Source organism: Nocardia sp. XZ_19_385, assembly GCF_015355755.1.
Lineage (GTDB): Bacteria > Actinomycetota > Actinomycetes > Mycobacteriales > Mycobacteriaceae > Nocardia.
Genome location: NZ_JACVEE010000005.1, coordinates 300,405 through 325,024, shown reverse-complemented (window position 1 = coordinate 325,024; position 24,620 = coordinate 300,405). Strand labels below are relative to the sequence as shown.

Annotated in this window: 28 protein-coding genes; 13 read left to right on the top strand and 15 right to left on the bottom strand. The window is 66.9% G+C overall.

All coding sequences use genetic code 11. The annotated features are described in order from the left end of the window. Positions 1 to 135 precede the first annotated feature (135 nt). A complete protein-coding gene (locus IBX22_RS33495) occupies positions 136 to 537 on the bottom strand; it encodes a hypothetical protein (protein WP_194819803.1) in 402 nt (133 codons plus the stop codon). Between the two features lie 89 nt (positions 538 to 626). Here IBX22_RS33495 and IBX22_RS33490 point away from each other — a divergent pair, with 89 nt between their 5' ends. From IBX22_RS33490 to IBX22_RS33480, 3 genes are read left to right on the top strand one after another with little or no spacing between them, the layout of a single operon-like run. After that, positions 627 to 944 (top strand): hypothetical protein, encoded by a 318-nt coding sequence (locus IBX22_RS33490; RefSeq protein WP_194819802.1) that lies wholly within the window; start codon positions 627 to 629, stop codon positions 942 to 944. Then, the gene (locus tag IBX22_RS33485) at positions 941 to 2,704 is read left to right on the top strand and encodes an alpha/beta hydrolase (RefSeq protein ID WP_375540307.1); all 1,764 of its coding nucleotides are present in this window, start codon (positions 941 to 943) and stop codon (positions 2,702 to 2,704) included. The genes IBX22_RS33490 and IBX22_RS33485 overlap by 4 nt, the downstream gene beginning before the upstream one ends. Next, the gene (locus IBX22_RS33480) at positions 2,701 to 3,306 is read left to right on the top strand and encodes an LppA family lipoprotein (protein ID WP_194819800.1); all 606 of its coding nucleotides are present in this window, start codon (positions 2,701 to 2,703) and stop codon (positions 3,304 to 3,306) included. The genes IBX22_RS33485 and IBX22_RS33480 overlap by 4 nt, the downstream gene beginning before the upstream one ends. A gap of 24 nt (positions 3,307 to 3,330) precedes the next feature. Here IBX22_RS33480 and IBX22_RS33475 read toward each other — a convergent pair whose 3' ends face one another. Genes IBX22_RS33475 through IBX22_RS33440 form a run of 8 tightly spaced genes read right to left on the bottom strand, consistent with a single transcriptional unit; the run spans position 3,331 to position 11,491 of the window. Further along, a complete protein-coding gene (locus IBX22_RS33475) occupies positions 3,331 to 4,311 on the bottom strand; it encodes a DUF5914 domain-containing protein (RefSeq protein WP_194819799.1) in 981 nt (326 codons plus the stop codon). Further along, positions 4,308 to 5,885: an FAD-dependent oxidoreductase gene (locus tag IBX22_RS33470; protein ID WP_194819798.1), complete on the bottom strand. Its 1,578-nt coding sequence runs from the start codon at positions 5,883 to 5,885 to the stop codon at positions 4,308 to 4,310. Before IBX22_RS33470 ends, IBX22_RS33475 begins: the two co-directional genes overlap by 4 nt. Continuing rightward, positions 5,882 to 6,208, bottom strand: coding sequence for a lycopene cyclase domain-containing protein (locus IBX22_RS33465; protein ID WP_194819838.1), 327 nt, complete (start codon positions 6,206 to 6,208; stop codon positions 5,882 to 5,884). Before IBX22_RS33465 ends, IBX22_RS33470 begins: the two co-directional genes overlap by 4 nt. Positions 6,209 to 6,210: 2 nt before the next feature. Then, entirely contained in the window at positions 6,211 to 6,549 is a 339-nt protein-coding gene (locus IBX22_RS33460; protein WP_194819797.1) for a lycopene cyclase domain-containing protein, read from the bottom strand. A 2-nt stretch (positions 6,550 to 6,551) separates the two neighbouring features. Next, complete coding sequence (locus tag IBX22_RS33455; RefSeq protein WP_194819796.1) at positions 6,552 to 7,529, bottom strand: phytoene/squalene synthase family protein; 978 nt, start codon at positions 7,527 to 7,529, stop codon at positions 6,552 to 6,554. After that, positions 7,526 to 9,049 (bottom strand): phytoene desaturase family protein, encoded by a 1,524-nt coding sequence (crtI, locus tag IBX22_RS33450; RefSeq protein ID WP_194819795.1) that lies wholly within the window; start codon positions 9,047 to 9,049, stop codon positions 7,526 to 7,528. Before crtI ends, IBX22_RS33455 begins: the two co-directional genes overlap by 4 nt. Before the next feature lie 13 nt (positions 9,050 to 9,062). Continuing rightward, positions 9,063 to 10,166, bottom strand: a complete 1,104-nt coding sequence (locus IBX22_RS33445) for a polyprenyl synthetase family protein (protein WP_194819837.1) — start codon at positions 10,164 to 10,166, stop codon at positions 9,063 to 9,065. A 5-nt stretch (positions 10,167 to 10,171) separates the two neighbouring features. Next, positions 10,172 to 11,491 carry a glycosyltransferase gene (locus IBX22_RS33440; protein ID WP_194819794.1) on the bottom strand — a complete coding sequence of 440 codons (1,320 nt, stop codon included), beginning with the start codon at positions 11,489 to 11,491 and terminating at the stop codon, positions 10,172 to 10,174. A 376-nt stretch (positions 11,492 to 11,867) separates the two neighbouring features. On the opposite strand from IBX22_RS33440, the gene IBX22_RS33435 reads away from it, so the two are divergent. Beyond that, positions 11,868 to 12,734 (top strand): MerR family transcriptional regulator, encoded by an 867-nt coding sequence (locus tag IBX22_RS33435; RefSeq protein ID WP_194819793.1) that lies wholly within the window; start codon positions 11,868 to 11,870, stop codon positions 12,732 to 12,734. 40 nt (positions 12,735 to 12,774) lie between these two features. Here IBX22_RS33435 and IBX22_RS38615 read toward each other — a convergent pair whose 3' ends face one another. Next, on the bottom strand, positions 12,775 to 13,023 hold the full coding sequence (locus tag IBX22_RS38615; protein WP_255526527.1) for a hypothetical protein: 249 nt from the start codon (positions 13,021 to 13,023) through the stop codon (positions 12,775 to 12,777). 458 nt (positions 13,024 to 13,481) lie between these two features. Here IBX22_RS38615 and IBX22_RS33425 point away from each other — a divergent pair, with 458 nt between their 5' ends. Both IBX22_RS33425 and IBX22_RS33420 read left to right on the top strand, forming a co-directional pair. Next, the gene (locus IBX22_RS33425; RefSeq protein ID WP_309234891.1) at positions 13,482 to 14,492 is read left to right on the top strand and encodes a lipase family protein; all 1,011 of its coding nucleotides are present in this window, start codon (positions 13,482 to 13,484) and stop codon (positions 14,490 to 14,492) included. Between the two features lie 94 nt (positions 14,493 to 14,586). Beyond that, complete coding sequence (locus IBX22_RS33420; RefSeq protein WP_228539999.1) at positions 14,587 to 15,636, top strand: fused (3R)-hydroxyacyl-ACP dehydratase subunits HadA/HadB; 1,050 nt, start codon at positions 14,587 to 14,589, stop codon at positions 15,634 to 15,636. 22 nt (positions 15,637 to 15,658) lie between these two features. On the opposite strand, the gene IBX22_RS33415 is transcribed toward IBX22_RS33420, so the two are convergent. Continuing rightward, on the bottom strand, positions 15,659 to 16,081 hold the full coding sequence (locus IBX22_RS33415) for a hypothetical protein (protein ID WP_194819791.1): 423 nt from the start codon (positions 16,079 to 16,081) through the stop codon (positions 15,659 to 15,661). A gap of 869 nt (positions 16,082 to 16,950) precedes the next feature. Here IBX22_RS33415 and IBX22_RS33410 point away from each other — a divergent pair. From IBX22_RS33410 to IBX22_RS33400, 3 genes are all read left to right on the top strand, one after another. Next, the gene (locus tag IBX22_RS33410; protein WP_194819790.1) at positions 16,951 to 17,535 is read left to right on the top strand and encodes a transglycosylase SLT domain-containing protein; all 585 of its coding nucleotides are present in this window, start codon (positions 16,951 to 16,953) and stop codon (positions 17,533 to 17,535) included. A gap of 83 nt (positions 17,536 to 17,618) precedes the next feature. Further along, entirely contained in the window at positions 17,619 to 17,942 is a 324-nt protein-coding gene (locus IBX22_RS33405) for a hypothetical protein (protein WP_194819789.1), read from the top strand. 122 nt (positions 17,943 to 18,064) lie between these two features. After that, complete coding sequence (locus tag IBX22_RS33400; RefSeq protein WP_194819788.1) at positions 18,065 to 18,358, top strand: excalibur calcium-binding domain-containing protein; 294 nt, start codon at positions 18,065 to 18,067, stop codon at positions 18,356 to 18,358. Between the two features lie 69 nt (positions 18,359 to 18,427). On the opposite strand, the gene IBX22_RS33395 is transcribed toward IBX22_RS33400, so the two are convergent. After that, positions 18,428 to 18,652: a DUF3618 domain-containing protein gene (locus tag IBX22_RS33395; RefSeq protein ID WP_194819787.1), complete on the bottom strand. Its 225-nt coding sequence runs from the start codon at positions 18,650 to 18,652 to the stop codon at positions 18,428 to 18,430. Positions 18,653 to 18,718: 66 nt separating this feature from the next. On the opposite strand from IBX22_RS33395, the gene bcp reads away from it, so the two are divergent. Further along, positions 18,719 to 19,189: a thioredoxin-dependent thiol peroxidase gene (gene bcp / locus IBX22_RS33390; RefSeq protein ID WP_194819786.1), complete on the top strand. Its 471-nt coding sequence runs from the start codon at positions 18,719 to 18,721 to the stop codon at positions 19,187 to 19,189. On the opposite strand, the gene IBX22_RS33385 is transcribed toward bcp, so the two are convergent. Beyond that, positions 19,186 to 19,917: a TetR/AcrR family transcriptional regulator gene (locus IBX22_RS33385; protein WP_194819785.1), complete on the bottom strand. Its 732-nt coding sequence runs from the start codon at positions 19,915 to 19,917 to the stop codon at positions 19,186 to 19,188. The two genes, bcp and IBX22_RS33385, sit on opposite strands and share 4 nt — an antisense overlap. Positions 19,918 to 20,106: 189 nt before the next feature. Between IBX22_RS33385 and IBX22_RS33380 the strand changes: the two genes are divergently transcribed. Both IBX22_RS33380 and IBX22_RS33375 read left to right on the top strand, forming a co-directional pair. Beyond that, positions 20,107 to 21,051 carry an ATP-binding cassette domain-containing protein gene (locus IBX22_RS33380; protein ID WP_194819835.1) on the top strand — a complete coding sequence of 315 codons (945 nt, stop codon included), beginning with the start codon at positions 20,107 to 20,109 and terminating at the stop codon, positions 21,049 to 21,051. 19 nt (positions 21,052 to 21,070) lie between these two features. Next, the gene (locus IBX22_RS33375) at positions 21,071 to 21,841 is read left to right on the top strand and encodes an ABC transporter permease (RefSeq protein ID WP_194819784.1); all 771 of its coding nucleotides are present in this window, start codon (positions 21,071 to 21,073) and stop codon (positions 21,839 to 21,841) included. A gap of 62 nt (positions 21,842 to 21,903) precedes the next feature. Here IBX22_RS33375 and IBX22_RS33370 read toward each other — a convergent pair whose 3' ends face one another. After that, on the bottom strand, positions 21,904 to 23,205 hold the full coding sequence (locus IBX22_RS33370; protein WP_194819783.1) for a hypothetical protein: 1,302 nt from the start codon (positions 23,203 to 23,205) through the stop codon (positions 21,904 to 21,906). Between the two features lie 271 nt (positions 23,206 to 23,476). Between IBX22_RS33370 and IBX22_RS33365 the strand changes: the two genes are divergently transcribed. After that, a complete protein-coding gene (locus tag IBX22_RS33365; protein WP_228540045.1) occupies positions 23,477 to 24,097 on the top strand; it encodes a TetR/AcrR family transcriptional regulator in 621 nt (206 codons plus the stop codon). On the opposite strand, the gene IBX22_RS33360 is transcribed toward IBX22_RS33365, so the two are convergent. Beyond that, entirely contained in the window at positions 24,098 to 24,535 is a 438-nt protein-coding gene (locus IBX22_RS33360) for a holo-ACP synthase (protein ID WP_194819782.1), read from the bottom strand. It abuts the gene before it with no gap. Between the last annotated feature and the right edge of the window lie 85 nt (positions 24,536 to 24,620).

Here is a 24,620-nt window from a genome sequence, read left to right as displayed (position 1 = left end):
GGCGATACCATCTGGTCTACTTGACAGCCTCCAACATGGTCGGGGGCGTCGGTATCAGTAAGGGCAGGTGAGGAAAAGTGAGGCTCCAAATCAGCGGGTTCGGGGTTCGAGTCCCTGATGGCGCACCTTTTTTCCTTACTCCAGCCATGATTTGCGCTGGTAGTAGCGGTCCATCTCTTCTTCCTCCTCCTGCGTCGGCTCGTGTCGACGGGCGGGTTGGGTCGGTAGTGGCTGGTTCAGAGCGTCGACGCCACGCTCGGTCAGCGCTTGCAACCTCGGATCATTCTCAATGGCGGCGATCGCGGCGGCGACGGCTTTGCGGGCTCCAGCTACGGCGGCGGACTGCACGCGCACGATCTCCGCGGCGAGGGCGTTAGGGGTGAGTAGACGGCCGGAGTCGGTCAGGTGGACCGCCAGGAGGCCCCCATCCGGGGCTATCTCCACACTGAGATGCGGGCTTTCATGACGCGAACCACCCTGCCCAAGCGCTGCTTGGAGGTCGTCGATTCGGTTGCTCAGGGGGTCTATATCGGACATGTCAGTATGTGTCCCCGCTCATGTTTCACTACTTTGCCAGCTTATAGTGGCCAGGAAGCTGCACATCAAATGCGCTGAGGGGGCCTTTCGTGGGCGATTACGACGATCTCGTACTGGACAAAGACGCCGCGCGGACACTGGCCGACGGGCTCGGCACCGCCGGCCAAGAGATCCAGACTGTCGGTAAGGGCGGGGCCCTCGCCGATGGTGTGCTCGACGGTCTTCCCGGCGCTGACGCACCGGCGGCCTGCCAGCTCGCCGTGAAGTCCGCAGACAAGGCCATGGGCGCGGTGGGCACGGCGCTGCTGGAAATGGGCGGAACCGCGGTCGCGGCGATCATCGCCATGAAAGCCAAAGACGAGGCCAACGCGAAGGCTGTCGCGGCGGCGGGCGAGGGCATCAAGTGAGCAAGAACCTCACCGTGACCCAGGTCCTGGCGTGGAAGCCGGAAACTCTCAGCACGCAAGCCACCGAGTGGACCCGCCAGGCGAACGAACTCCGCACCCGCATGGACACCCAGTACCGGGCGGTCGACAATTCCCGCGATACGTGGAAGGGCAAGTCCGGTGACGCGATGCGGGACCGGTTCGGGCAGGTGCGCACCAAGTCATCACAAGTGATCGACGCTCTCGAGAAGGGCAGCACCACCGTCACTTTCGCGCAAGCGAACTTCGTATCCGCCAAGGCGAAGGTGCAGTCGACCAAGACGACCGCCGAAAGCAAGCTGCTGCAGGTCGGCGACGACGGCACCTGCACCATCACCGAGCAGGTCAAGCAGCGGATCTATTCGGCAGTCAACGGTGACGCGGACCGGTACAGCACCGCCATCAGCGCCCTCATCGTCGACGCCGACGCCCAGACCGCGGCGATCAAGCAGGCCTTGGAATACGCAGCCCAGGTAGATACCCATGCCAAACAAGGCATCGAAGCGGCGTTCGCGAACCTGCCCTCGGCAGAATCCTTCGGAAACGACTCGCCGACAGTGAAAACCACTGCGGAGCCACCGAAGAACGGGACCCCGGAGGAGAACAAGAAGTACTGGGAATCGCTGACCGCCCAAGAAAAAGAAGAGGTACTGCGAACCCAGCCGGCGTCGATCGGCAGCCTCGATGGGATCCCCGCAGACGTGCGGGACAAAGCCAATCGCGTTGTGCTCGACACCGAGCAGACCCGGCTCAGGCGCGATGTCGACGCGTTGAACACCCACATCGCCCAGAATCCGGATGACAGTCGAGCACTGCAGGAGCGAACGGAGAAGCAGCGCCGCCTCGATGACGTCAACAAGATCAGCGCGGTCGTGAAAGATCCTGAGCGGAACCCGTCGCCGAAGTTGCTCGCGCTCGATGTGAATTCCGGCCGGCAGGTGCGGGCCGCTCTCGCCGTTGGCGATCCGGACAACGCAGACCATATCTCCGTGGCAACACCAGGGTTGGGTACGACTGCTGCTTCGCTGGCGGGGATGGCCAACGAGGCACAAACCCTCAAAACCGAGACGGAGCGACAGTTGGAGAAGGCAGGGCGTGGCACCGAGTCGGTAGCGACAGTGGCTTGGCTGGGCTATGACCCGCCGCAGAAAAATGCTGCGGACATACCCAATGTCGGACTGGAGGGTCGGGCGAACGAAGCGGCGAAGCCGCTCGCGCAGTTCTACGAGGGTTTGGAAACCGCGAGCAATAAGAACGATCCACACATCACAGCGTTGGGGCATTCCTATGGGTCGCTGGCGACCAGCCAGGCTCTGCAAGAAAACGGGAAAGCCGTTGACGATGTGGTGTTCTACGGCTCTCCCGGTCTCGGCGGCGATATCCCCGTTCCAGGTGCGGTAGGGCCTTGGCAAGCCCCCGGTTGGAACGACGAGGTCGAGTCGGCCGGAGACTTGGGTCTCGAACCGGGACACGTATACGGCATGAATGAGCACGACGACTTGGTCGGACACACGAATGCTTTCGGCCGGGGTCCGACACATATGCCGTGGGTCACCACACTGAGTACTGAGGAGATCACCGACGGGCAGAACAAGTATCCGCAGGGCTCTGGGCATGCGAGCTACCCTCGGACTCCGGATGGCGACAACCCGAACATCCCACTACACCGCAGCGGATACAACCTGGCCGCAATCGTTGCGGGACTCCCGGGCAATGCGACAAATCCGAGTAGTCAGCGATGACCCGCAATCGAATGCGATTGATCATCGCCCTCACGTTGGTTGCCGGAGTGATCATGATGATCCTGCTAGCGATAGGGCTGTATCGAATGACTGAGAATCCGTACGAACCAAGCAGTGACGACGAAACCGCCGCAGCCGCGCAACAATTGCAGCAGCGAAGCAGCATGGAAGATGCCACCGCGGAGATCAACGGAGTCGTTGAACAGATCGCGGCTGCCGCCTCTGAACTGGTCCCTGGGCTCCGCTTCTATTGGAATCGTGAAGAGTCGACTACACGATGCGGTCGACCGTTCGATCGGACCAACGGATTAAAGCGAACTCTGCGCAACTATGTCGCCAGCGCTCCGATCCCAGATGAGGTCTGGCCAACCCTCGTCGGCCGCGTGAATGAGATCGTCGCAAAGGTCGGGGCCAGCAATCCAGCGGTCATGCAGGACATCAACAGCGTCCCGGGAACGCCGGGCAATCACGACATCTGGTTTTCCAACCCTGACATCGGCACCGTGATCAAAGTCGGCAGCCAGAAGGCTACGGTTATCTCGGCGACCACCGGCTGCCACCTCAAGCGGGCTGACTTCGCCAATCCGATCAGGGAGAAATGACGCCGGCCGGCAACGAGGCGGGCCTCAGCGCTGCCGGACGCGCACTGCGTAGCGGCGCTCGGCGTAGACGAGATCGTCGCGCCACAGGCGTTCCGCCGTGTACCGCATGGCGGGGCGCAGCAGCGGCAGCACCCGCCGTGCGTGCCGGAATCCCGGCCGGTCCGAATGTGCGACAACGGCTTCGATGACGGAGGTCAGCTCGCGGCCGTCCGGGCCGGGCCCCAGCGGGGTGGCGTGCGTTTCGACCACGCTGCCCGTCCCCTCACCGGAGGTGATGCGCATGATGATGGTCCGCGGGTCCGGGCAGGTGAATTCCGCTTCGACCGGCACGCCGAGTTTTCGCGTCACCCGGAAGGTCACGTTCAGCAGGAATCGGTGGTTGTCTTCGGTGATGTCGTGCCGTGGCGGGGCCTGGGTCACGGTCAAGCGGGCGAACGAATAGGGATGGAACCAGGATCCGTGCCAGGGGTCGAGGCGGTTGGCGATGATGTCGCGTGGCTCGCATACGCCGACCAAACGGGTCACCGCGTGCACGGTGGCATCGACCGGCCGGGCCCCGAGAATCGGTGTGGCGGTGGGCTCCTCGCCGCCCAGCTTGTCCAGGCGCACCCACGCCAGCACGCCATCGTCATGGGCGGGGTAAGGGCTCCAGCGCGCGGAACCCCCGGCGCCGACCCGCATCCCGTGCCACCGGCAGATCAACGCGGCGTCCTCGACCTCGGCGGTCCCCAGATCCGCCCCCAGGTGCGGGCAGGCGCCGGGACCGATATGCAGGCCGCCGCCCCCATCACGCCAGGCCACGATCTCCACGCCGCCGACTGTGGTGGCGAAGGGCCGATCGGCACGGATCTGACGACTGGCGGCGATGGCGTACCAATTGCCCGACGGGCGGCGCTGCGACCAGCGCAGCGCCGCCGCGATCAGCGCGGGATCGGCGGTATCGTAGGTGGGGTCTTGGCGCGACCAGGTCTGCGGTGAGAAACGTTGCAGCGGCGACTTTTTCATCGATCGTGCCTTCCGAGGGTGGCCAATGTCCGCAGCGCCGCCGAGCGCCCGCGGGCCGGGACTGTCTGCAAGTCGTGGCCGGCACCGCCGTGCCGGTCGAGCAGCGCGTTGGCCGCGAGCCATCCGGTGGTCGCGGCGCGTTCCATCAAGGCCACCGGTAGGTCGACGCGGATGCCGTCACCGGCGAGCACGAGTCCGGGAACCGGTGTGAGCACACCGGGTCGGCGCGCGAAGTCGCCGGGAGCGAATCGCGGGCAGTCCTGGCGCCACAGCGTCGTTTCCCCCACGATCCGTGCGGCGGCGGTCTCGGGATAGATCTCGTGCAGCCGCGCCAGTAGGCGCCGGCGCAGCTCCGCGGCGGGTCCGGGCGCGGGTTGCTCGTCCGCCGCCGCGTAGGCGTGCAGTTCGACGACGCTGCCGCCGTGCGTGCGCGCCCATTCCGCGGCCTGCCGTTCGTAGGAGCTCACGATGCTGATGTTGTCGAGCGGGTCCATGTTCCCGGTGCCCAGGAAGCTCGGCCGGTCCGCGCGCACCGGCCGATCCAGCCACAGCCGCAACACCGCGAAGCTGGGCGCGGTGCCCAATTCGGTTATCCGCGAACGCCATTCGGTGGTGCCGAGCGTCGGTGACGCGGCGACGACACGGCGCAGGCCGGGAATGTCGGCGGCCAGTACCACCGCGTCGGCCGGTGTCGTCGCGCCGGTGTCGTCCGCGATGACGAAACCGTCACCCGCGGTATCGATCCGCTGCACGCGGACGCCCGTGTGGAAACGGACCCGTCCTGACCCGCTCAGATACTCCGCCAGCGGATTCCACAGGCTCACATCGAAGTTGTCTTCGGCCACATCGAAGACCAGGCCCTCGCTGGAGCCGAGAAAATAGATGTGGAACATCGCCGCGAGCTCGGCGGCCGACATGTTCTTCGGCGCCACGAAGAAGCTGCGCGAGAACACCTCGAAGGCCAGATGCCGGGCGGCCTCCGGAAAGTTGATGTCGCGCAGGAAGGTTTCCGCGTCGAGGTGGTCGAGTTGCTCGTAGATGCGCGGCACCGACACCGCGGCCAGCGGCGCGGCGGCCCGGGCGTCGAGCTGGATCAGGTCGCGCAGGCGGAAGGTGGGGCTGCGCAGCGCGAAGGCGATCGCGTTCCATGGCGGCGTACGCGGAATCCCGCGGAAACTGTCCACGCGCCCGTGCCCGTCGATCAGCGGGTAATCCGCCAGCCGATGCAGCCGGTCGAGCCGAGGATCACTGCGCGACAGCATCTTTCGCAGATTGTAGTACTGCGCGAAAAAGGCGTGGAAGCCACGATTCATGGCGACCGGGCTGCCGTCGTCGAGCCGGTGTGTCCAGCCGCCGACCCGCCCGCCCAGATACCGCTCGCGTTCGATGACCTCGACCTCGAATCCACGCTCGGCCAATCCGGTCGCGGCGGCCAAACCGGCGATGCCCGCACCCACGACCACAGCCCTGGGGCGGCGGCCGTCCCGGCCCACATCGGACCGTCCCACTGCTGCCGGATAACGCACCCGCCGAGCGTCTCGGCCGTGCCCGATCGCGCGCACATCGCTGGTCATCGGCGAGCTTCCTCCTGTCGCTGTCGTGTTCGTTCCCAGCCGAGCAGGACCGCGGTCACCAGCGCGAACCCGAACAGGAAGTCCTCTACCGGGATATCCAGCGGAAAACGAAGGCCGAGAATGTGATCCGGGTTGTAGACGATGATGGGAGCGTCGAGATCGGTGAGCCAGCCGTCGACCGGGATCTGAAATCCGAACACGATCAGCATCGACAGCCAGTAGGCCGGACGGTGAAACAGCCCGGTGCGCAACCACATCCACTCCAGCAGGCACACCACGACGACCGCGACCACGGCGGGCAGCGTGTAACCCACTCCGCCCAGGTTCACCGTTGTGCCCGTTTCCGGCCGGCGAGGCGCGCCTTGTCCAGCAAGCCCTCGACCGCGACGAAGGTCAGCAACCCGCACAGCGGCACGACCACGAAGAACAGCAATTCCTCGAGCGGCAGCCCGCCCGGCAGCCGTACACCGAGCACATAGCGCGGATTGAAACTCCACACGCCCGCGGCGATCGCCACCAGATCCCAGATGACGAACACACCGATCGGCACCACGGCGCCCAGCAGCAAGCGCGGCCTGCGATATACCCCGCGCCCGAGGAATTCCAGCGGCGCCGTCAACACCACGCACGCGATCAGGACGAGCAGATAGTGCCATCGGTCCACGGTCACTCCTCGGTGGCAGTCGTCGGGAGGTTCTCCAGCGCGGGCGCCGGGACCGGCTGCGCTTTCCGGCGGGCCCACCATGCTTTGAACACACCGGCGCCGCCGACGCGCAGGCGTTCGCCGGTGCCGACCCTGGCGCGATGTCCGAAGACTTCGAAGTCCCGGTCCTCGATCCGGTCGAGGATCCGCGCGTACAGCACCGCGGCCGTGGCCACGCAGGGCCGTGACCGCGGCGCCAGCGTCTCGATACCGGCGCGTGCGTAGTCGTAGATCGCGCGGGTCTCGGCGTGTTGTGCGGCCAATGCGGCACGCACCCGCGGGTCGGCTTTGCCACGCCCGCTACACCACGACAGCAGTTCCCGGTCGACGCCGTGCGCGGCCAGTTCGTCGGCGGGCAGATAGACGCGATCGCGGGCCAGGTCCTCGTCGATATCGCGCAGAAAGTTGGTGAGCTGGAAGGCTTTTCCGAGCGCGGCCGCGTAGGGCGCGGCTTCCGCCGCAGCCGAGGCGGTGCCGAGTACCGGCAGCAATTGCAGTCCGATCACCTCCGCCGAACCGTAGACGTAGCGATCCAGCGCGGACCGGTCCGGATAGTCGGTGACCGAGAGGTCCATGCGCATCGACATCAAGAACGCCTCGAACAGATCCCGCGGTATCCGGTAGCGCTCGACGGTGTGCCGCACCGCGGCCAGCACGGCGTCTCCCGCGGTATCCACGGACTCGAATTGCGTTGCCAGCCTGGCCAATCGAGCCGCACGCTCGGCAACGGTGAGCGCCGGGTCGAAGTCGTCGAGGATGTCGTCGGCGCGGCGCGCGAAACCGTAGAGCGCGTGCACGGCAGGGCGCTGATCGGGCGCGAGCAACCGCGTCGCCAGGAAGAAGGTCTTGCCGTGGCGGGCGTTGAGTGCGCGGCACTCGCGGTAGGACTGCTGCAAGGCGGGGTCCTCGATACCGGCGGCGACGAGTTCGGCGTGGGTCATCGCGCTCCCCGATCCGCTACTGTTCCGGCGGTCGGGTGGGCACCGTGCCACGGGCCGGTGATCCGATCGGCGGCGAGACGTCCGGAGATGAGCACCGGCGGTATACCGACTCCGGGAACCGTCGATCCGCCTGCCAGCACCGCGTTTTCGACTCCGCGCACCATGTTGGCCGGCCGGAACGGCCCGGTTTGGGCGAAGGTGTGCGCCAGCGCGAAGGGGCTACCGGCGAGCATGTCCTGTCGCGCCCAGTCCGCGGGAGTGACCACGCGCAGCACCTGCACATCGCGCAGCGCGTCGCCGCCCAGCCGCCGTCGCGCGATGTCGAGGATCTGCTCGGCGTACTCGGGACCCTTTGCGTCCCAATCGATATCGCCGCGTGCCAGATTCGGCGCGGGTGCGAGCAGATAGAGCAGATCGCGCCCCGGCGGCGCGAGCGACGGATCGGCGGCCGTGGGCCTGGTGAGCAGCAGCGACGGATCGGACATGACCTGCCCCTCGGTGATGATCTCGCGGAAGACGGACCGCCAGGCCGCGCCGAAGAGCAGGCTGTGGTGCGGAAGCTCGCTGCCGCGGTCACAGCCCAGATGCAGGACCACCGCCGAGGGCGCGGCGCGCACCGCCATCGGCCGGCGCGAACGGTGCCCGAGCAGCGCGTGACTGCGGTGCAGTTCGGTGGTCAACACCACTGCGTCGCAGGCGATGTCGGCGCCCTGCTCGGTGCGCACAGCGTGCACACGGTTGCCGGATCTGACCAATTCCGTCACCGCGTCGCCGTATCGGAACCGCACACCCGCGGATTCGGCCGCCGCCGCCAGCGCATCGGGCACCGCACGCATGCCGCCCCGCGGGAAGAAAACCCCCGCCATGGTGTCCATGTAGGCGATCACGGCGTAGGCCGCCCGCGCGTGCTGTGGCGCGACGCCCGCATACAACGACTGGAAGGTGAAGACGCGACGCAAGTCTGGGTCGTCGATGAACTCGGCGACCTTGCGGTCCCAGCCGCGAAACCCGCCCAGGCCGACGAGCCGGGCCAATCCGGGCGTGAGCATCGACGCCGGCGAATCGAAATTCGACCCGATGAATTGATCGAACTCCGCCGCGTACAGCCGGGTCAGCCAGGCGCGCAGCCGGTTATAGCCCGCCGCCTGCCCGGCACCGGCGAAATCGGTGATCCGCCGGGTCATCTCGGCGGCGTCGCTGTGCACCTCGAGGGTGCGTCCGTCGGCGAAACGCGCGTGGTAGGCCGGTGCGACCGGGACCAACTGGACTCGATCCGAGGTCCGCTCCCCCACCGCGGCGAAGGCTTCGTCGAGCACTTCGGGCATGGTCAGCACGGTCGGGCCGGTGTCGATGCGGTAGCCATCGATGTCGAGCCGCCCCATGCGGCCGCCCGGCCAGGCTTCGCGCTCGACGACGGTGACCGAGCGTCCCCGGCCCGCCAGGTGCAGCGCCGCGGACAAACCTGCCAGTCCCGCGCCGACCACCACGACATGATCGGTACGACCGGAAACGGTGCGCATTACTTCTCCCTCGTCATAGTTCGCGGGCGGTGCACAGCAGCGCCATATGTTCCAGTGCCGCGCGCCGATCCGGTTTCAGGTCGTGCGTCCCGAGCACCGTGGTCGCCTCCGCGACCCGTTCGGCGATCATCGACTCGATGTACTCCGGCGCACCGGTGGCCGCGATCAGCTCCCGGCTGCGCGTGATCGCCGCCGCGTCGAGCACCGGCAGCGTCGTGACTTCCGTCAGCTGGGTTCGAGTCGCGGTGTCGGCCATCTCGAACGCGGCCACCACCACGCTGGTCGCTTTGTGCTGACCCAGATCGCTGTCTTCGGGTTTTCCGGTGACCGTGGCGGAGCCGAAGATCCCGAGCAGGTCGTCACGCAACTGAAAAGCCTCACCGACGAGGCTGCCGTAGCGGCCCAGCGCCGTGATCGTCGCCGCGGGGCAATCCGCCAGTGCCGCACCCATTTCCAAGGGACGCCGCACCGTGTAGTTGCCCGATTTCGCGCGCGCGATGGCCAGGACCGTTTCCAGCGTGGGCAGATCCCGGGTGTCGTTGGACAGATCCGCGAACTGCCCCACCGCCAATTCGATCCGCATCAGGTCGTAGGTCGGCCACAGCCGCGCCAGCGCCTCGGCGCCGACCCCGCTTTCCCGCAGCATCTGTTCCGCCCAGACCAGGCACATGTCGCCGAGCAGCGTCGCCGCGGACGCGCCGAATCGGCGCGCCGACCCGGATCGGCCGTTCTCCCGATGCCGCTCCGACAACCGCAGGTGGGCAGACGTTTCGCCGCGCCGCAGCATGCCCGCGTCCATCACGTCGTCTTGGAGCAGCGCGAACGCGTGCAGCAGTTCCAGACTGGCGCACGCCCGCAATGCGGCGGGGTCGTGCTCGCCGCCGCACAGCCAGCCCAGATACATGAAGGTGGAGCGCAGGCATTTGCCGCCCAGCGCGTACTGACGCAACACCTCCTCGACCCCGGCAACCGCCAGTTCCTCGATGCGCGCCCGCGCCAAGAACTCGGCGACCTCGTCCAGCACCTGGGCGCGCAGCCCGCCGTACCAGTGCGCGAAGCCATCCGCGGCATCCCGATCAACCGGCGCGTGCGGTGGTTCGACCGGATCGAAAAGCACTGTGCTCACAGGGATTCTCCGTTTCGCGTCGCGGTGCTGCCAGGTCTGCTTCGGTGCGGTGCAGGCGGGGAGGATGCCGCGGCCAACGCCGCGGCGATCGATTCGAAGGGCGCGTACGCGGCCATGTCGGCTGCCATCCGCCGCGCCGCGGTGCGGTACCGCGGCGAATTCGAGACCCGGTCGACAGCCGCGGCGAGCCGGGCGGAACCGGGACGGGCGGTACCGAGATCGATGCCGGTGCCCGTATAGGCGACACGCGCGCCGATCTCCGGCTTGTCCGCGGTGTCACCCGCGACGATCAGCGGCACCCCGTGCCGCAACGCCTGCTGCACACCCCCGTAGCCGCCGTTGGTGATCATCACGTCCACGAACGGCAACAGCTGCTCATAGGGGACGAAATCGGTGACGTAGGCGTTGGCCGGAACCGGTCCCAGTGCCGCGGGCGCACCACCGGTGCACGCGACGACCACCACGTCGCTACGATCGGCCAACGCGCGCAGCGCCGGCCGGATCAACTGATCGAAATCGCTGTTGTCCCAAGTCCCTTGGGTCATATGGACCACCTTGCGGCCGCTGCGCAGCACACTCCACCACTCCGGCAACACCGCGTCGGTGCCGCCGAGGGGTATCGGGCCGGTGAACACGACCGATTCCGGCAGATCACCGCGCGGATACTCGAATCCCGGAATCGTGAACTGCAGGAGCCGGTCGGCCAGCACCGGCCAGTCGAGCAGGTATAACGGCGCGGGACCCACACCCAACTCGCACAGAATCGCGTCGAGGCGCGACTGGTCGCGGCGAAACAGCACCCGCTCGACGAACCGGTTCATCGCCGCGTAGTCGCGGTCGGCGCGCGGCTGCCAGCCCACGCCGAACGGCGCACAGTCCGCACTGGAAAGCATCAGCGGAACCACCCCGCAGGCCAGCACCGGAGGACGCGCGGACCGGTCGAGGACCAGCGGAATGGCGCCGGTGAACATCACATCGACCAGCACGGCATCGAATTCCGTCCGGTCCAGCTCGGCGCGCAGAGCGTGGTACTGAGCGGCGAGTGGGTCCAGAAAACCGGTTCGCATCTCGATTCGACCGGTTCGCCACCGCCGCAGCAACTCCGGGAGCAGTCCGTCGGGGAGGCCGATTCGCGATACTTCCGCCGCTTGCGGCAGCACCGCGTGGTGCACTCCGCGCGCGCGGACCACCTCCGCGAAGGCGGCGCCGGTCAGGAACCGCACCTGGTGACCGCGCCGCACCAGATCAGCGGCTATCGCCAGCATGGGCGTGACATGCCCGGGAATCGGTGTCGCCGCGATCAAGTATCGAGCCATTGCGCTTGTTCCCTCACTGGCCACTCGCCGAGTGCCGACCGTGCAAAGTCTTGCGATCCAGACATCGGGTGGCGCCGGTGCCGCCCGAGCCCATCGTACGACAAACGGTGCAGAAATGATGCAAGCCAAGCCGACAACTTTCGGATCGATTCGACAACCAGCCTGTTCAGGATGAAATGTACGGAATCGTGTCCGAGTCATGAATCATTTATGCATCGTTTTCATGTTAGCGTCGGATTCGCGAGTCCGGCAGGTCTGCGACCGGAGCGCTTCGAACCGCGGGAGACAAAACGATGACCTCGATTCCGCTCCACCGGCACCGACGGACACCCCTGGCCGCCGCGCTCGATCCCTTCGCGGACCCGCCGCCGCGGCGATGAGCACCGAGCCGGGCGACGCCGACCCGCAGCAGTTGACCGAGTACACCGTGGGAGCGGCGGCACAGCGGCTGGGTATTCCGGTAGACACGCTGCGCAGCTGGAACCGGCGCTACGGCATCGGTCCCCGGCAGCAGAATCCAGGCCGGCACCGCCTCTACACGCTGCACGACATCGCCGTGGTCACCCGCATGCTGGAACTGGTCCGATCGGGTGCGAGCCCCGCCAGCGCCGCGCGCGCCGCGCAGGCGATGCGCGAGCCCGACCCGGCGCCGGGCGATGTCGAGGCCGTGGTCGCCGCCGCCGAGTCGATGAGCGTGGCCCGGCTGTCGAGCCTGCTGTCCGCACATCTAACCCAAGAGGGCGTGGTCGCCACCTGGAATCAGCTGTGCCGCCCCGCATTCGATCGGATCGTGCAGCAGCAGCGCGCCGGTGCGGGTTACATCGAGGTCGAGCACCTGCTGTCCTGGGCGGTGACGACGAGCTTGCACCGCGCCGTGCCGACCCTGACACCCGCCGACAGACACCGCGGCGCCGTGCTGGCCTGCACCGACGGTGAACAACATGTTCTGCCACTGGAAGTGTTGCGCGCCGCCCTGGCCGAACGTGGTTGCCCCGCACTGCTGCTCGGCGCTTCGGTGCCCAGCGCGGCCTTGGCCGACGCGCTGGTCCGGCGTCGCCACCCCGCCCCCGTGGTGCTGTGGTCACAATCGGCGGCCACCGCGTCGATGCGACCCATCCAGACAGCCGAACCCCTTGCCGCCGTCGTACTGCTCGCCGGACCAGGCTGGAGTCGGCGCACCGAGTTTGCCGAGCAGCGGCATCTCGGCTCGCTCGAGGAGGCTCTAGAAGTACTCGTGCAATGAACTGTGCCCAGCCGTTCGGCGGCTGATGCCCATACCTGCCTCACCCGATGTCCAGAGCGGTGCCGTAGAGGCGTGCGACCCGCAGGGTGACGACCACCCGGCCCTCACGCGCCTGTTGTTCCAGGTAGGTCGTGGCGTCGGCAGGATGCCCGGCGAAAGCGAGCAATTCCTGCGGGCTCGCCGACACTTCAGCGTCTCCTTCGGCAACCGCGAAAGACCAGACGTCCGGGCACACCGGATACGGCTCGGAATACGCGTTCGGCAAGGCCTTCAAACGCGAATATGGCATCGCACCAGGCCAATACCGCAAATCCGGCACCGCGGTCCTGCTCGCAGGGACATAGCCGCCTGCTGACGAACCGAACTCCGCCCGTTCACGAATCCGACCCTAAATGAACAGTGTCGTTCGTTGACTTTGGTGTGGCCGCCGCGTACGAATGCGGGGAAGGTTTGGCCGGGGTTCCCACCTATGCCCATACACACTGAGGTCGGGAGCGAAAGATGGCGGCACGACGGGCAATTTCGAGCGCGAATCGTGCGAGCCGGATACGGCGGCGCGTGCTGGGCTCACGGAAAACCATTGGTCGGCGCGCCATTGCGGCGCTTTCGGTTGTGCTGGCCGGTGTGGCGGGCGCACCGACCGTGGCGGCGCAGCCGATCTATCCGGTGGCTGATCCCGACGGATTCTATTGGGCGCCACCGGATGTAGGAAACTTCGCGCCGGGCGATGTGATACGAAGCCGGACCGTGCCTGCCTCGGGATTTCCCGGCGCGACAGCCTGGCAGCTGCTCTACCGTTCGTCGAACTCCGCGGGCGATCCGATTGCCGCGGTCACCACCGTTCTGCTGCCGCTCGGCGGGGGCCTCAATCGGCCCTTGGTGTCGTATCAACCTTTCGTCAACTCCCTTGGCCTGCAATGCGCTCCGTCGCACAGCCTGTTCGACGGCAGTCTGCAGGAAGCGCCCGCGTTGAACCTGCTGCTGGCCCGCGGGTGGGCGGTCGCTGTGCCCGATCATCTCGGCCCGACCAGTGCCTACGGCGCGGCCCGGCTCGGCGGCCGATTGACCCTGGATGGCATCCGGGCGGCGAAGCGGTTCGCCCCCGCCGATCTCGCCGGCAGCCCGGTCGGCTTGGCCGGCTATTCGGGCGGCGGTATGGCGACCGGTTTCGCGGCGGCGCTGGCACCCGAGTACGCGCCGGAACTGCCGATCGTCGGCGCGGCCCAAGGCGGGGTCCCGGTGAACATCGGCAAGCTGGCCCGCGATACCGGCCTGCAGCCGAGTCCGCTGTTCGGCCTCGGCTTCGCCGCGGCGATCGGTTTGGAGCGTGAATATCCCGAGCAGCTGCCGATGGAGCGGATCCTGAATCCGGCCGGCTGGGAGCTGCGCGGGCGCATCGCCAACGCCTGCACCAACGAGATCATCAACGCCGGCGCCAACAAGGGCTTCAACGACGTCTTCGACGGCGCCATGGAAGACGCCGATCCGACCACCATCCGGATCCTGCACGAAAACAGCCTGGAAACCTTCGCCGGGGTGCCGCGGATCCCGATCTACGAATGGCACGGGCTCAACGATCAGGTCGACCCGTGGCTGGCAAAAGAGGTCATGGGCCGCTACTGCGCGGCAGGCACCCCGGTCATGCTCGACATGATCCCGGGCACCGACCACCTCACCGCGATCGCCGCCGGCGCCCCGCGCGCGTTCGGCTACCTGGCCGATCGGTTCGCCGGCGCCCCAGCCCCCAGCAACTGCTAGACGTTGGTCCGCGAACGCCCGCGTCCACTCCGATGCGGGCGTTCGGCCTACGCCGGCCAGTACGACCATCAGTCAAAAGAAGGAGCCGAACTCTATGCCGACCACCACGACCACCGACCACATGGCTGCCCGCGACGCGGTCGCGTTCGACGCTGTCGCCCACGCGCATTCGATCGTGGGCAACTGCTATCGGGTGGGTGACTACTACGAGGTGGGGCGCGAAAAGATCCGGGAATACGCACTCGCGGTTCAGGATCCGCATCCGGTCCACCAACACGAATCGGCGGCAGCCGAATACGGCTATGCCGGCCTGCTGGCTCCCCCGACGTTCGGTTCGCTCTTAGCCAACGCGGTGACCAGCGCACTCGGCGAAATCCTGGTGGGCTACGACCTCACCAGCACGATGCAGACCGATCAGGTTCTCGATTTCCTGCGACCGGTCATCGCCGGCGACCAACTCACCAGCCATATTTCGCTGCGCTCATTCCGGCAAGCCTTCGGCGGCGACCTGCTGGTCGTCGAGAATATCGTCACCAACCAGCGCGGGGAGATCGTTCTCACCGCCCAGACGAGCCTGGTCGCCCGCTCCGGCCCCGCCGCGGCGAACGACGACGTCATGCATTCCTTGGCGAGCATCATCCGCAAGCCGAACAACCCGGCCGGCACAGTCACCGCCGGCCCGAGCCCACTCGAGGGGTCGACAGCGCCGGTTTCCCAGCGACTCCGGGCACGCGCCGCGAGTTCGGTCTCGACGGGCGAGACACTGCCGAGCAAGGTCTTCACACTCACGCTGGGCGATCTCGTCCACTACGCGGGCGTTTCCGGAGACGCCAACCCGATCCACTGGCACGACGCGGCGGCCGAACTGTTCGGCCTGGACAGCGCGGTCGCCCACGGCATGCTGACCATGGGAATGGGCGCCGGCTACGTCACCACCTGGCTCGGCGACCCCGGAGCGCTGCGCCAGTATTGCGTGCGGATGACGAGCCCGGTCTACGTGACGGCGGAGCGTCCGAGTGAAATCGAGTACCAGGGCCGGGTCAAACACCTCGACCCCGACAGCGGCCTCGCGACCATCGCGCTCACCGCAATCCACGACGGCCGCAAGATCTTCGGCCGGGCCACCGCCACGGTGCAACTGTGAGACCGCGCTCGAGAGGCCGGGGTCACGCCCCGCGTGCGACGCAGCGGAACCAGCCGCGGAAGCTGATTTCGCAGAACGCGCCGGCGTGGGAGAGCCGGGGGCCGAACGGTCCGCTGTCGTTGGCGACGGCGAAGAAGTCCGGGTTACCGCCGGGCTGGGTGAAGGGCTGACTGAAATCGTAGGACGGATGGACGCCGCCGGCGTCCTGGATGGATTGCGGTGCGGGGATCGACACCGGGATTCCGCCGCCGATCGGCACGGAAAATACCTGGACCTGCTGCCATCCGTCGCAGCCGATGACTCCGTCCGGAGTGATGGCGCAATTCTTGCCGCCGTAGCTGAAATAGGCCGATCCTTCGGGCGCGGCCTGAGCAGGCCCGGCCGTCCAGATCGCGGTCAATGCGATACCCGTTGCTGCGACTGCCGTCGGTACAAAGCGCTTCATCCCGGCTTCCTCCTCGATAGCAAAAGTGATCATTGATCGCACAGTGTTCTCCGCTCCCAGTGAAGCAACTGCGGCGACTGTCCAGCAATCACATCCGGTCGCGCGTCGCGGCTGTTACGGCACTCGGGGCAGGCATCTCCGCCGAGGTATTGAAGGCTTAGGATGGGTCCAGCAGAGGTACTGAGCAGGGCTAACGGTATCGGCGAACCGGGCGATTGCGACAAATTGGGCCTCTTGGACGGTTGACCAGTTCGTTACCTGGACGGCTCAGGCATCACAATTCGGACATGGACACGCCGCTATACCCAATTCGCAAGGCATTTGCTCGAGAAAGTTTTGTGACGCGCGACACTGGCTCACAATCGGCAAACTCCCCGCGCAGCTAGGGTTTCAAACGCTCTGGCCAGGTCGTTCCAAGATCGACACGACCTTCCGTTCACTTTTCGTTCACCTTCTGTTCAACATTCGTGATCACTCTGTAACGAGGTCGCAAACAGACCTGAAGTTGGTAAGACCGAGGAGTAGAACAGACCCCATTCGGAAATGGACCGCTTCGGCTAGGACGAGATACAGATCCTGCTGCGGTTCGCGGAACGAGCATCCAGCTCGCGATCCCCATTCCGAGTCAACCTCCCCGTCCGGTGAGACGAGGAGATCCGCGCGACGCTGCGGACCAGGGTGCGCCTAGGAGCGCGAGCCTGGGGTCCGCAACCCCCGACCTGCGTCGTGTCCGGGGACGGAGTTCCCCCACAACCAAACCTGACAACAGCACAGCTCTGCGGCGAGCCACCTCGATGGTAGCCCGCCAAGGATCCGCGCTGCTGCGCGGCCGGATCACCCCTGTCCCCGAACAAGGAACCGACTACGTAATGAAGCTTTCTTCCATCCGACGTAAGAACCTCCGCGAAGGCGTCACCTTCGCAGTGGCCGCAGCCGGCATCGTGGCCGTCGCCGCATCGTCCGCGGTGTCGGTGGCCGACGATAGCGTTCCCTCGCGTGTCGCCATGATCTCCGAGGCCAAGCCGGCGCAGACCGCCGTCGCTGCCGCCGCTCCGGCCGCCAAGGCCGAGGCTCCGGTCGTCGAGAAGGCCGCTGCCGCCGCTCCGGCGCCGGCTCCGGCCGCCGCCGACTACCCGGACAACCTCGACGGTTGGATCCGCGAGGCGCTCGACATCATGAAGGCCAACAACATCCCGGGCAGCTACGAGGGCATCTACCGGAACATCATCCGGGAATCGGCCGGTAACCCGGCCGCGATCAACCTGTGGGACTCCAATGCCGCGATGGGCATCCCGTCCAAGGGCCTGCTGCAGACGATCGACCCGACCTTCCAGGCGTACCACGTGGCCGGCACCCCGCACGATGTCTGGGATCCGGTCGCCAACATCGTCGCGGCCTGCAACTACGCCGCGCACCGCTACGGCTCGATGGACAACGTCAACTCGGCGTACTGATCCACCATCGCACGACAACTGCATAGCTCCGGAGGCCCTGCGACCATTGCTTTGGTCCAGGGCCTCCGGCATAGACTCACCCGATGGCTGATGACTACGCACACTCCGATGTGTCGGTCAGCCGTCGCGCCGAGAAAGCGCGCCGCTTGGCCACCTATCTCTGGGATCGCGATATCAGCGGTGCCGAACTACTCGAACTGCCCGCGGCGGCCCGCCGGAAACTCGCCCGCGCCGCCGGCACCAACCCGCCCAGCACCGACGAAACCTGGTCCGCCGCGGCCCGGCTGCTCGACGAGAAAGCCGCCTGGGCGGCGCGCAACCCCGGCCATCCGGCCGCCGGAAGAGCTTGCGCCGAGGAGAAAATCTTGTGGGTGAAACCGCCTGTCAGACCGTGGACTGCGGACTGAGTCGCCGATGATCGGCGATGCTCGCGGTTGACAAGAAGGCGGTGCGTCACAACAGTGTTGGGCGGCGTCATGAAATATTCGCCACGCGCCACCCCCCAACCGCAGTAGACACAGAGGAATACATGAACGTTCGCCGGCTCACCGTCAACGTCGCCGTCGCGGGCCTGACGCTCCTCGCGGCGCCCGCCGCCATGGCCAACCCCACCGGTTCCTCGGGCACCGGTTCTTCCGCGATCGATACCGGCTCCACCGCGACCGGTTCGGCGGGTCTGTCCCAGACCGGTTCTGCCGGAGGCGCTTTCCGCAACTGCGAAGAGGCCAAGGCGGCCGGACGCGCTCCCCTCTTCCGTGGGGAACAGGGCTACGGCCCGCACCTGGACCCGGACGGCGACGGATTCGCCTGCCCGACGGTCTGATACCGCTCAAACGAAAACACCCGGTGTTTCACACCGGGTGTTTTTTGTTGCCGTGCTAGAGGTTTCGGCTCAGCGGCGGAAGACCTTGATCAGCACCAGGCCGACCACCACCGCGCCCGCGCCGATCAGGCTGTACTTCACCTTGGGTTCGTTCAGCTTCGCCAGCACCATGTGCTTGGTGTCGTCGGCGATCCGCTGCGGATCGGCGCGCACCGCGATCTCGTCGAGCGTGCTCGCCAGCCGGGTGCGGGCCAGCTCGATCTCCCGCTCGATCCGCTCGGTATCCTTCGCCACTCTTGTGTCCTCCTTCGGATTTGCAGACGAGTGTATCTGTCGGCAGGTTGGGTTACCGTGCTCGGCGTGACCGACAAACGACTCTCCCCCGGCGATACCGCCCCCGCGTTCACGCTGCCCGACGCCGACGGCAACGAGGTCTCACTCGCCGATTACCGCGGCCGCAAGGTGATCGTGTACTTCTACCCGGCCGCGAGCACCCCGGGCTGCACCAAGCAGGCCTGCGACTTCCGCGACAGCCTCGCCGAGCTCGAGGGCGCGGGCATCGAGGTGCTCGGCATCTCCCCCGACAAGCCGGCCAAGCTCGCCAAGTTCCGCGATGCCGAGAAGCTGACCTTCCCGCTGCTGTCGGATCCGGACAAGACTGCGTTGTCGGCCTACGGCGCGTTCGGCGAGAAGACGATGTACGGCAAGACCGTGGTCGGTGTCATCCGGTCCACCTTCTTGGTGGACGAGAACGGCAAGGTCGAGGTCGCGCAGTACAACGTGCGGGCCACCGGCCATGTCGCGAAGCTGCGGCGCGATCTGTCGGTCTAGGTCTCGAAGGAGCGGATGAAGCTTTCGTAGCCGTCCAGCGTCCGCTCCAGACCGAAGTCGAAATCGAGTTTCTGCCAGTCGATTTCGTCGTCGTCATAGGGCCACCGGGCGAAGGCCGCGACCACATGGGGGAAGCGCTGCGGGTCGATCAGGCGCGCGAGCACCGCGTCGAAGTCTTCGTTTTCTCCCTCATCCGGATTGATGCTGCGCCCCACCCGGGCCCGGCCCATGACGTAGAAGGTCAGGTTCATCACCAGCTGCATGCGGATGGGGGGCGGCACCTCGGTCTCGGCGAGCGCGGCCAGCCCGGCCTCGAGCCAGGCCATGTTGTTCGGCCCCATCGGCGGGTCGTTCATCGCGAGGTCGAGCCACCACGGGTGCTTCTCGATGCTCTCGTACTCGGCCAGCGCCCAGCGCCGCAGGCTGTCCCGCCACGGCGCGCCGGGCACGGTCTCGGGGGGTAACCCGATGACCCGGTCCAGCAGCATGTCGAACAGAGTCTTCTTGCTGTCGACGTAGCGGTACAGCGACATGGCGGTGAAGCCCAGTTGCTTGGCGATCCGCCCCATCGAGATCGCCGCCAAACCCTCCGCGTCGCCGATTTCGATTGCGGCGTCCAGGATCTGGTCGAGGCTGAGCCCGCGTTTGGGACCGCGCTCCCCGGCCGCGTCCAGCCCCCACAACAGCGCCAGCGACTTCGGTATCGCCGCATCCCCAGGTGTCGCCATCGACTCCGCACTCCTCTCCTGCACCCACGCGCACCGGAGCCGAGCCGCCGGCGCGTGCCTCCAATCCTCTACGTCACAGAACCGGGCCACGCATGCGGACCCCGATCTCGATACGCCCTTGCGCGCATTAACTGTTTACCATATAAACTAGGTTTAGTGCATACACAGTTTTGGATCGGAGCCTTCCTGATGTCCCCTCACCCACCACCCGCACTCGCGGTCCACCGGCTCGGCAAGTCCTTCGGCGAGCACGTGGTGCTCGACGGCATAGATCTCGAGGTCGCCGCCGGAACGATCTTTTCCCTGCTCGGCCCCAACGGCGCGGGCAAGACCACGCTGGTCCGCATCCTCGCCACGCTCAGCGAACCCACCACCGGTGACGCCCGCGTCTTCGGCCACGACCTGTTGCGCGAGGCCGACACCGTGCGCCGGCTCATCGGCCTCACCGGGCAGTACTCCGCCGTCGACGACGTGCTCACCGGAACCGAGAACCTCAGACTGACCGGCAAACTCCTGCACCTGGACCGCGCCGAAACCCGCCGGCGCAGTACCGAGCTGCTGGAGCGCTTCGACCTCACCGACGCCGCCGACCGGCGCGCCGCCACCTATTCCGGCGGCATGCGCCGCCGCCTCGACCTGGCCATGAGCCTGATGGGCCGCCCGCGCGTCATCTTCCTCGACGAACCCACCACCGGCCTCGATCCGCGCAGCCGGCGCGACCTATGGCAGGTCATCCGACGGCTCGCCGCCGACGGCGCCACCGTCTTCCTCACCACGCAGTACCTGGAGGAGGCCGACCAGCTCGCGGATCGAATCGCGGTGCTGGACAACGGAAAGATCGTCGCCGAGGGCACACCGGCCGAACTCAAGAAGCTGGCCCCGGGCGGGCACCTGCTGCTGCGCTTCGGCAATCAGGACGCGCTCACCGCGGCCGGGCAGGTCGTCGACGGACAGGCCGATCCGGTCCAGCTCACCTTGCAGGTGCCCTCCGACGGGCACGCGGACGAGGTGCGCAAGCTCCTCAACCGCTTCGACGAACTCGATATCGCCGTCGACCAGGTCACCGTGCACGTGCCGGATCTCGACGACGTCTTCTTCGCGCTGACCGGGCATCCGGCCAAGACCGCCGCGTGACCAACCGAAGGAAACAGCCATGACAACGCTCACACGCTCCGCCGTCGACGCGGGCACCATGCTCGATCGCAATATCCGGCACACGCTGCGCAGCCCTGATTCCATGATCGTGACGATCGCACTGCCGATCTTGATCCTGCTGATGTTCGTCTACGTCTTCGGTGGCGCGATCGACGTCGGGCCAGGTGCCTACATCGACTACGTGGTGCCCGGAATCATCCTGCTGTGCGCGGGATTCGGGGCCGGCGTCACCGCGCCCAGCCTCACCACCGATCTCACCACCGGCATCATCGACCGGTTCCGCTCCATGGCCATCTCCCGGACCGCGGTGCTCACCGGGCATGTGGTGGAGAGTCTTATCCGCAACATGCTCACCACCGGGATCGTCATCCTGGTGGCGGTGGCGCTCGGCTTCCGGCCGACCGCCGACCCGCTGCGCTGGCTCGGCGCGCTCGGCGTCATCGCGATGTTCATTTTCGCGCTGTCCTGGGTGGCCGCGGCGCTCGGCGTGCTGGCCAAGAATCCGGAGGCGGCCAACGGGTTCACCTTCGTCTTCATGTTCCTGCCCTATGTGAGCAGCGCGTTCGTGCCGCCGGAGTCGATGCCGACGGCCCTGCACTGGTTCGCCGAGAACCAGCCGGTCACACCCGTCATCGAGACCGTGCGCGGACTGCTGATGGGTACGCCGATCGGGAACAGCGCGCTGCTGGCGGTGCTGTGGTGTGCCGGGATCGCGCTGGCCGGATACCTGGCGGCCGGCGTGCTGTTCCGGTTGCGCACCAAGGACTGAGCGCCCCTGCCAACGCGAAAGGCCCGGCGCCGCAACGGCGCCGGGCCTTTCGGGTACTCATCTCACGCGGGCATGATCTGCTGCGTCGCCCACGACACCATCATGCGGACGTGGTTGTCCCACCACTGGTAGGACTCCGGGGTGAACGCGGCCGGCGGCGGCGCCTCGCCCGGGAACAGCAGCGAACCGTTCGGCGCACCGGCCTTCGTGGTCGACCCGCCGGGGATGCCGGCGCCCGGATGCACCGCGGGCAGCCCCTGTTCGGCTTCGTGCGCGTCGCCGAGTCCCTCGAGCGGGATCGAGGTCGCCGGCTTGCTCTGACCCCAGCGCGACCCGATCAGCGCCTGCGAACCCGTCGGCGTCGGAGTATCGAGCACCACGATCGTCGGCTGGGGCGCGGCGCCGGTGCCGGCGATCGGGCCTGCGGGCTCAGCCGGTTCGACCGCGATACCCGCCGACGAACCGCTCGCCGAACCCGTATCGGGGGCCGACGAACCGGTGTCGACAATGATCCGGTTGTCCGCGCCGAGCCGGGTATCCGCGACCACCGCGGGGGTGGCTCGCGAATTGGTGACATACAGACCACCGACGACGAGCCCGCCCGCCAGCACGCTGGCCGCCGCGAACACCGCCGCGGTGCCGCGCACGTTGTGCGCCTGCTCGACGGTGTCGGCGAGCCCGCTGACATCCGCCATCGCGAACAGCGCCGCACCGACCGCCGGTGCGACCTTCGCGATCTTGCACGGCAGCACCGGTGCGCCGAACCCGGCCACCGCGTCCCGCACCGCGGGCATATTCGCGGCGGAGCCGATCAGCACCACCGCGTCCGGGCGAACAGCGGCCGCCTCGAACTGATCCCACGCCGCGGTGACCGCCGCGCCGAGCGATTCCTCCGTCGTGCCGCCCGCCTGACTGGTGGCGGCCAGCACGCGGCTGCGGTACCGGTCGATCAGGGTGAACGCCTGAAACCCCGGGACCACCTCGCAGATGACCAGATCGTCGAACTCGCCCAGCCAGGTCATGGCGCCCGCGACGCTGAGATGCGCGGCCTTCGCCGACACCAGCGACGCCGTATGCCATTGCCCGGACGCCAGTTCGGTGACAATGGCGCGCCGTTCGGCGGCATCACGGTAGGCGACAGCGGCCCCCGCGATCTCCATGTCGTCGCCGAGCTCGGCGGCGATGTCATCCATTGCCGCGTGCACCGCCGCCGCGACATCCGCCTTGGTGTCGCCGTGCGTTTTCTCCACCCGGTGCAGCAGCACGCGCTCCGGTAGCCGCTCGCCGGTTTCGGCCAGCGCTACCGCGTGCACGGCACCGCGTTCGGTGGAAACGCCGAGAGTGACCACAGATCGAGCTACCACAGATACGCCTTCCCGGTGTGAATCCTGAACCTCGGTCTACGCACGCCATGCTTTGAAATGAATCAAATCCACGCGCGCTCGGTATGTCTTCGGCACTGCACAAGGCACGGATGGGTGGTGAAATGTGACAAGACCTGGACACGCAGACCGCATGCGCGTGTCGTGCGCGTGTCGGTAGCGCTAGCCTGGGGACGTGGATGTGCACACGGAGGCCAGGGCAAAGCGGCACCTGGACCCCGCGTTGGAGTTGCAGGACGACCCGCAGGAACTCATGCCGCGCCGCCGGCCCACGCAGGAGCGCAGCAAGCGAAAGTTCGATGCCCTGCTGCAGTCATCCCGCGAACTGCTCACCGAGGTCGGGTTCGAGTCGTTCACCTGTGAAGAGGTAGCGGCCCGCGCGGAGGTGCCGATCGGCACGCTGTACCAGTTCTTCGCCAACAAGTACGTGATCGTCTGCGAACTGAACCGTCAAGACCTGGTGGCAGTCTCACAGGAGCTCGCCGACTTCCACGGCGAGGTCCCGTCGCTGGACTGGTTGCGGCACATGAACCAGTTCGTCGACCACATGGCGGGCCTGTGGATGACCGACCCGTCCCGGCGCGAGGTCTGGCTTGCCATGCAGTCGACGCCGTCGACGCGGGCGACAGGGGCGATCCACGAAAAGGAGTTCGCCGAAGTCGTCGCGCAGATGCTGCGACCCCTCACCCCGCGCACGCCGCGGGCAAGGCGCACCATGATGGCCGAGGTCCTCGTGCACGTCGTGTATTCGATGTTGAACTTCTCGGTGCAGGACGAGCAGAGTCACAAGGACGCGGTGTCGGAATTGAAGCGACTCATGGTCGCGTATCTCCTTGTGGCCGAAAAGGAATCCCGTTCCGCCAGCGGCAAATAGCTACTGGGTGGCGCTGCGGCCCTCGATGATGTCCGCGAGTTCGCCTGGATCCTCCAGGATGACCATTGCGGCAGCGGTGTCGCCGTCGTGGGTCAGCGAGAGGTGAACCCTTACCCGGGGCAGGAATTCGGCTGCGAGGCCGTGCAATTTGATGCTGGGGCGTCCCCAGGCGTCGTTGACGACCTCGATCAAAGGGTATGGGTTGTCGCCGATTTGGGGGCTGCGGGCGAAGCGGGTGGACGCCCAGGCTTTGATCACCGCTTCTTTGGCGGCCCAGCGGGCGGCGTAGTGGCGCGCCGAGTCGGTCGGCTTGCTCTGGCAGTAGCGGCGCTCCCCCGCGGTGAAACTCTCCCGGACCATGGTGGTTCCGGAACGTTCGAGCTGTTCCGCGAACTCCGAGATGGTCACCAGGTCCAGGCCGATACCCAGGATGGTCACTGCGTTGTAGCTCCTCAATGTCGAGAGAAGGGCAGCCGCTTCGCAGCGGCTGCCCCTCGGTTTCTCAGTGCAGCGTAGTGGCAGC

Coding starts and splice junctions, on each gene's coding strand:
- IBX22_RS33400 (WP_194819788.1), top strand. CDS start 18,065: ATGAACGTTCGCCGGCTCACCGTCAACGTCGCCGTCGCGGGCCTGACG.
- IBX22_RS33440 (WP_194819794.1), bottom strand. CDS start 11,491: ATGGCTCGATACTTGATCGCGGCGACACCGATTCCCGGGCATGTCACG.
- IBX22_RS33385 (WP_194819785.1), bottom strand. CDS start 19,917: ATGGCGACACCTGGGGATGCGGCGATACCGAAGTCGCTGGCGCTGTTG.
- IBX22_RS33405 (WP_194819789.1), top strand. CDS start 17,619: ATGGCTGATGACTACGCACACTCCGATGTGTCGGTCAGCCGTCGCGCC.
- IBX22_RS33455 (WP_194819796.1), bottom strand. CDS start 7,529: ATGACCCACGCCGAACTCGTCGCCGCCGGTATCGAGGACCCCGCCTTG.
- IBX22_RS38615 (WP_255526527.1), bottom strand. CDS start 13,023: ATGCCATATTCGCGTTTGAAGGCCTTGCCGAACGCGTATTCCGAGCCG.
- IBX22_RS33365 (WP_228540045.1), top strand. CDS start 23,477: ATGCCGCGCCGCCGGCCCACGCAGGAGCGCAGCAAGCGAAAGTTCGAT.
- IBX22_RS33380 (WP_194819835.1), top strand. CDS start 20,107: ATGTCCCCTCACCCACCACCCGCACTCGCGGTCCACCGGCTCGGCAAG.
- IBX22_RS33420 (WP_228539999.1), top strand. CDS start 14,587: ATGCCGACCACCACGACCACCGACCACATGGCTGCCCGCGACGCGGTC.
- IBX22_RS33495 (WP_194819803.1), bottom strand. CDS start 537: ATGTCCGATATAGACCCCCTGAGCAACCGAATCGACGACCTCCAAGCA.
- IBX22_RS33470 (WP_194819798.1), bottom strand. CDS start 5,885: ATGACCAGCGATGTGCGCGCGATCGGGCACGGCCGAGACGCTCGGCGG.
- IBX22_RS33480 (WP_194819800.1), top strand. CDS start 2,701: ATGACCCGCAATCGAATGCGATTGATCATCGCCCTCACGTTGGTTGCC.
- IBX22_RS33415 (WP_194819791.1), bottom strand. CDS start 16,081: ATGAAGCGCTTTGTACCGACGGCAGTCGCAGCAACGGGTATCGCATTG.
- IBX22_RS33375 (WP_194819784.1), top strand. CDS start 21,071: ATGACAACGCTCACACGCTCCGCCGTCGACGCGGGCACCATGCTCGAT.
- IBX22_RS33410 (WP_194819790.1), top strand. CDS start 16,951: ATGAAGCTTTCTTCCATCCGACGTAAGAACCTCCGCGAAGGCGTCACC.
- IBX22_RS33435 (WP_194819793.1), top strand. CDS start 11,868: ATGAGCACCGAGCCGGGCGACGCCGACCCGCAGCAGTTGACCGAGTAC.
- IBX22_RS33475 (WP_194819799.1), bottom strand. CDS start 4,311: ATGAAAAAGTCGCCGCTGCAACGTTTCTCACCGCAGACCTGGTCGCGC.
- crtI (WP_194819795.1), bottom strand. CDS start 9,049: ATGCGCACCGTTTCCGGTCGTACCGATCATGTCGTGGTGGTCGGCGCG.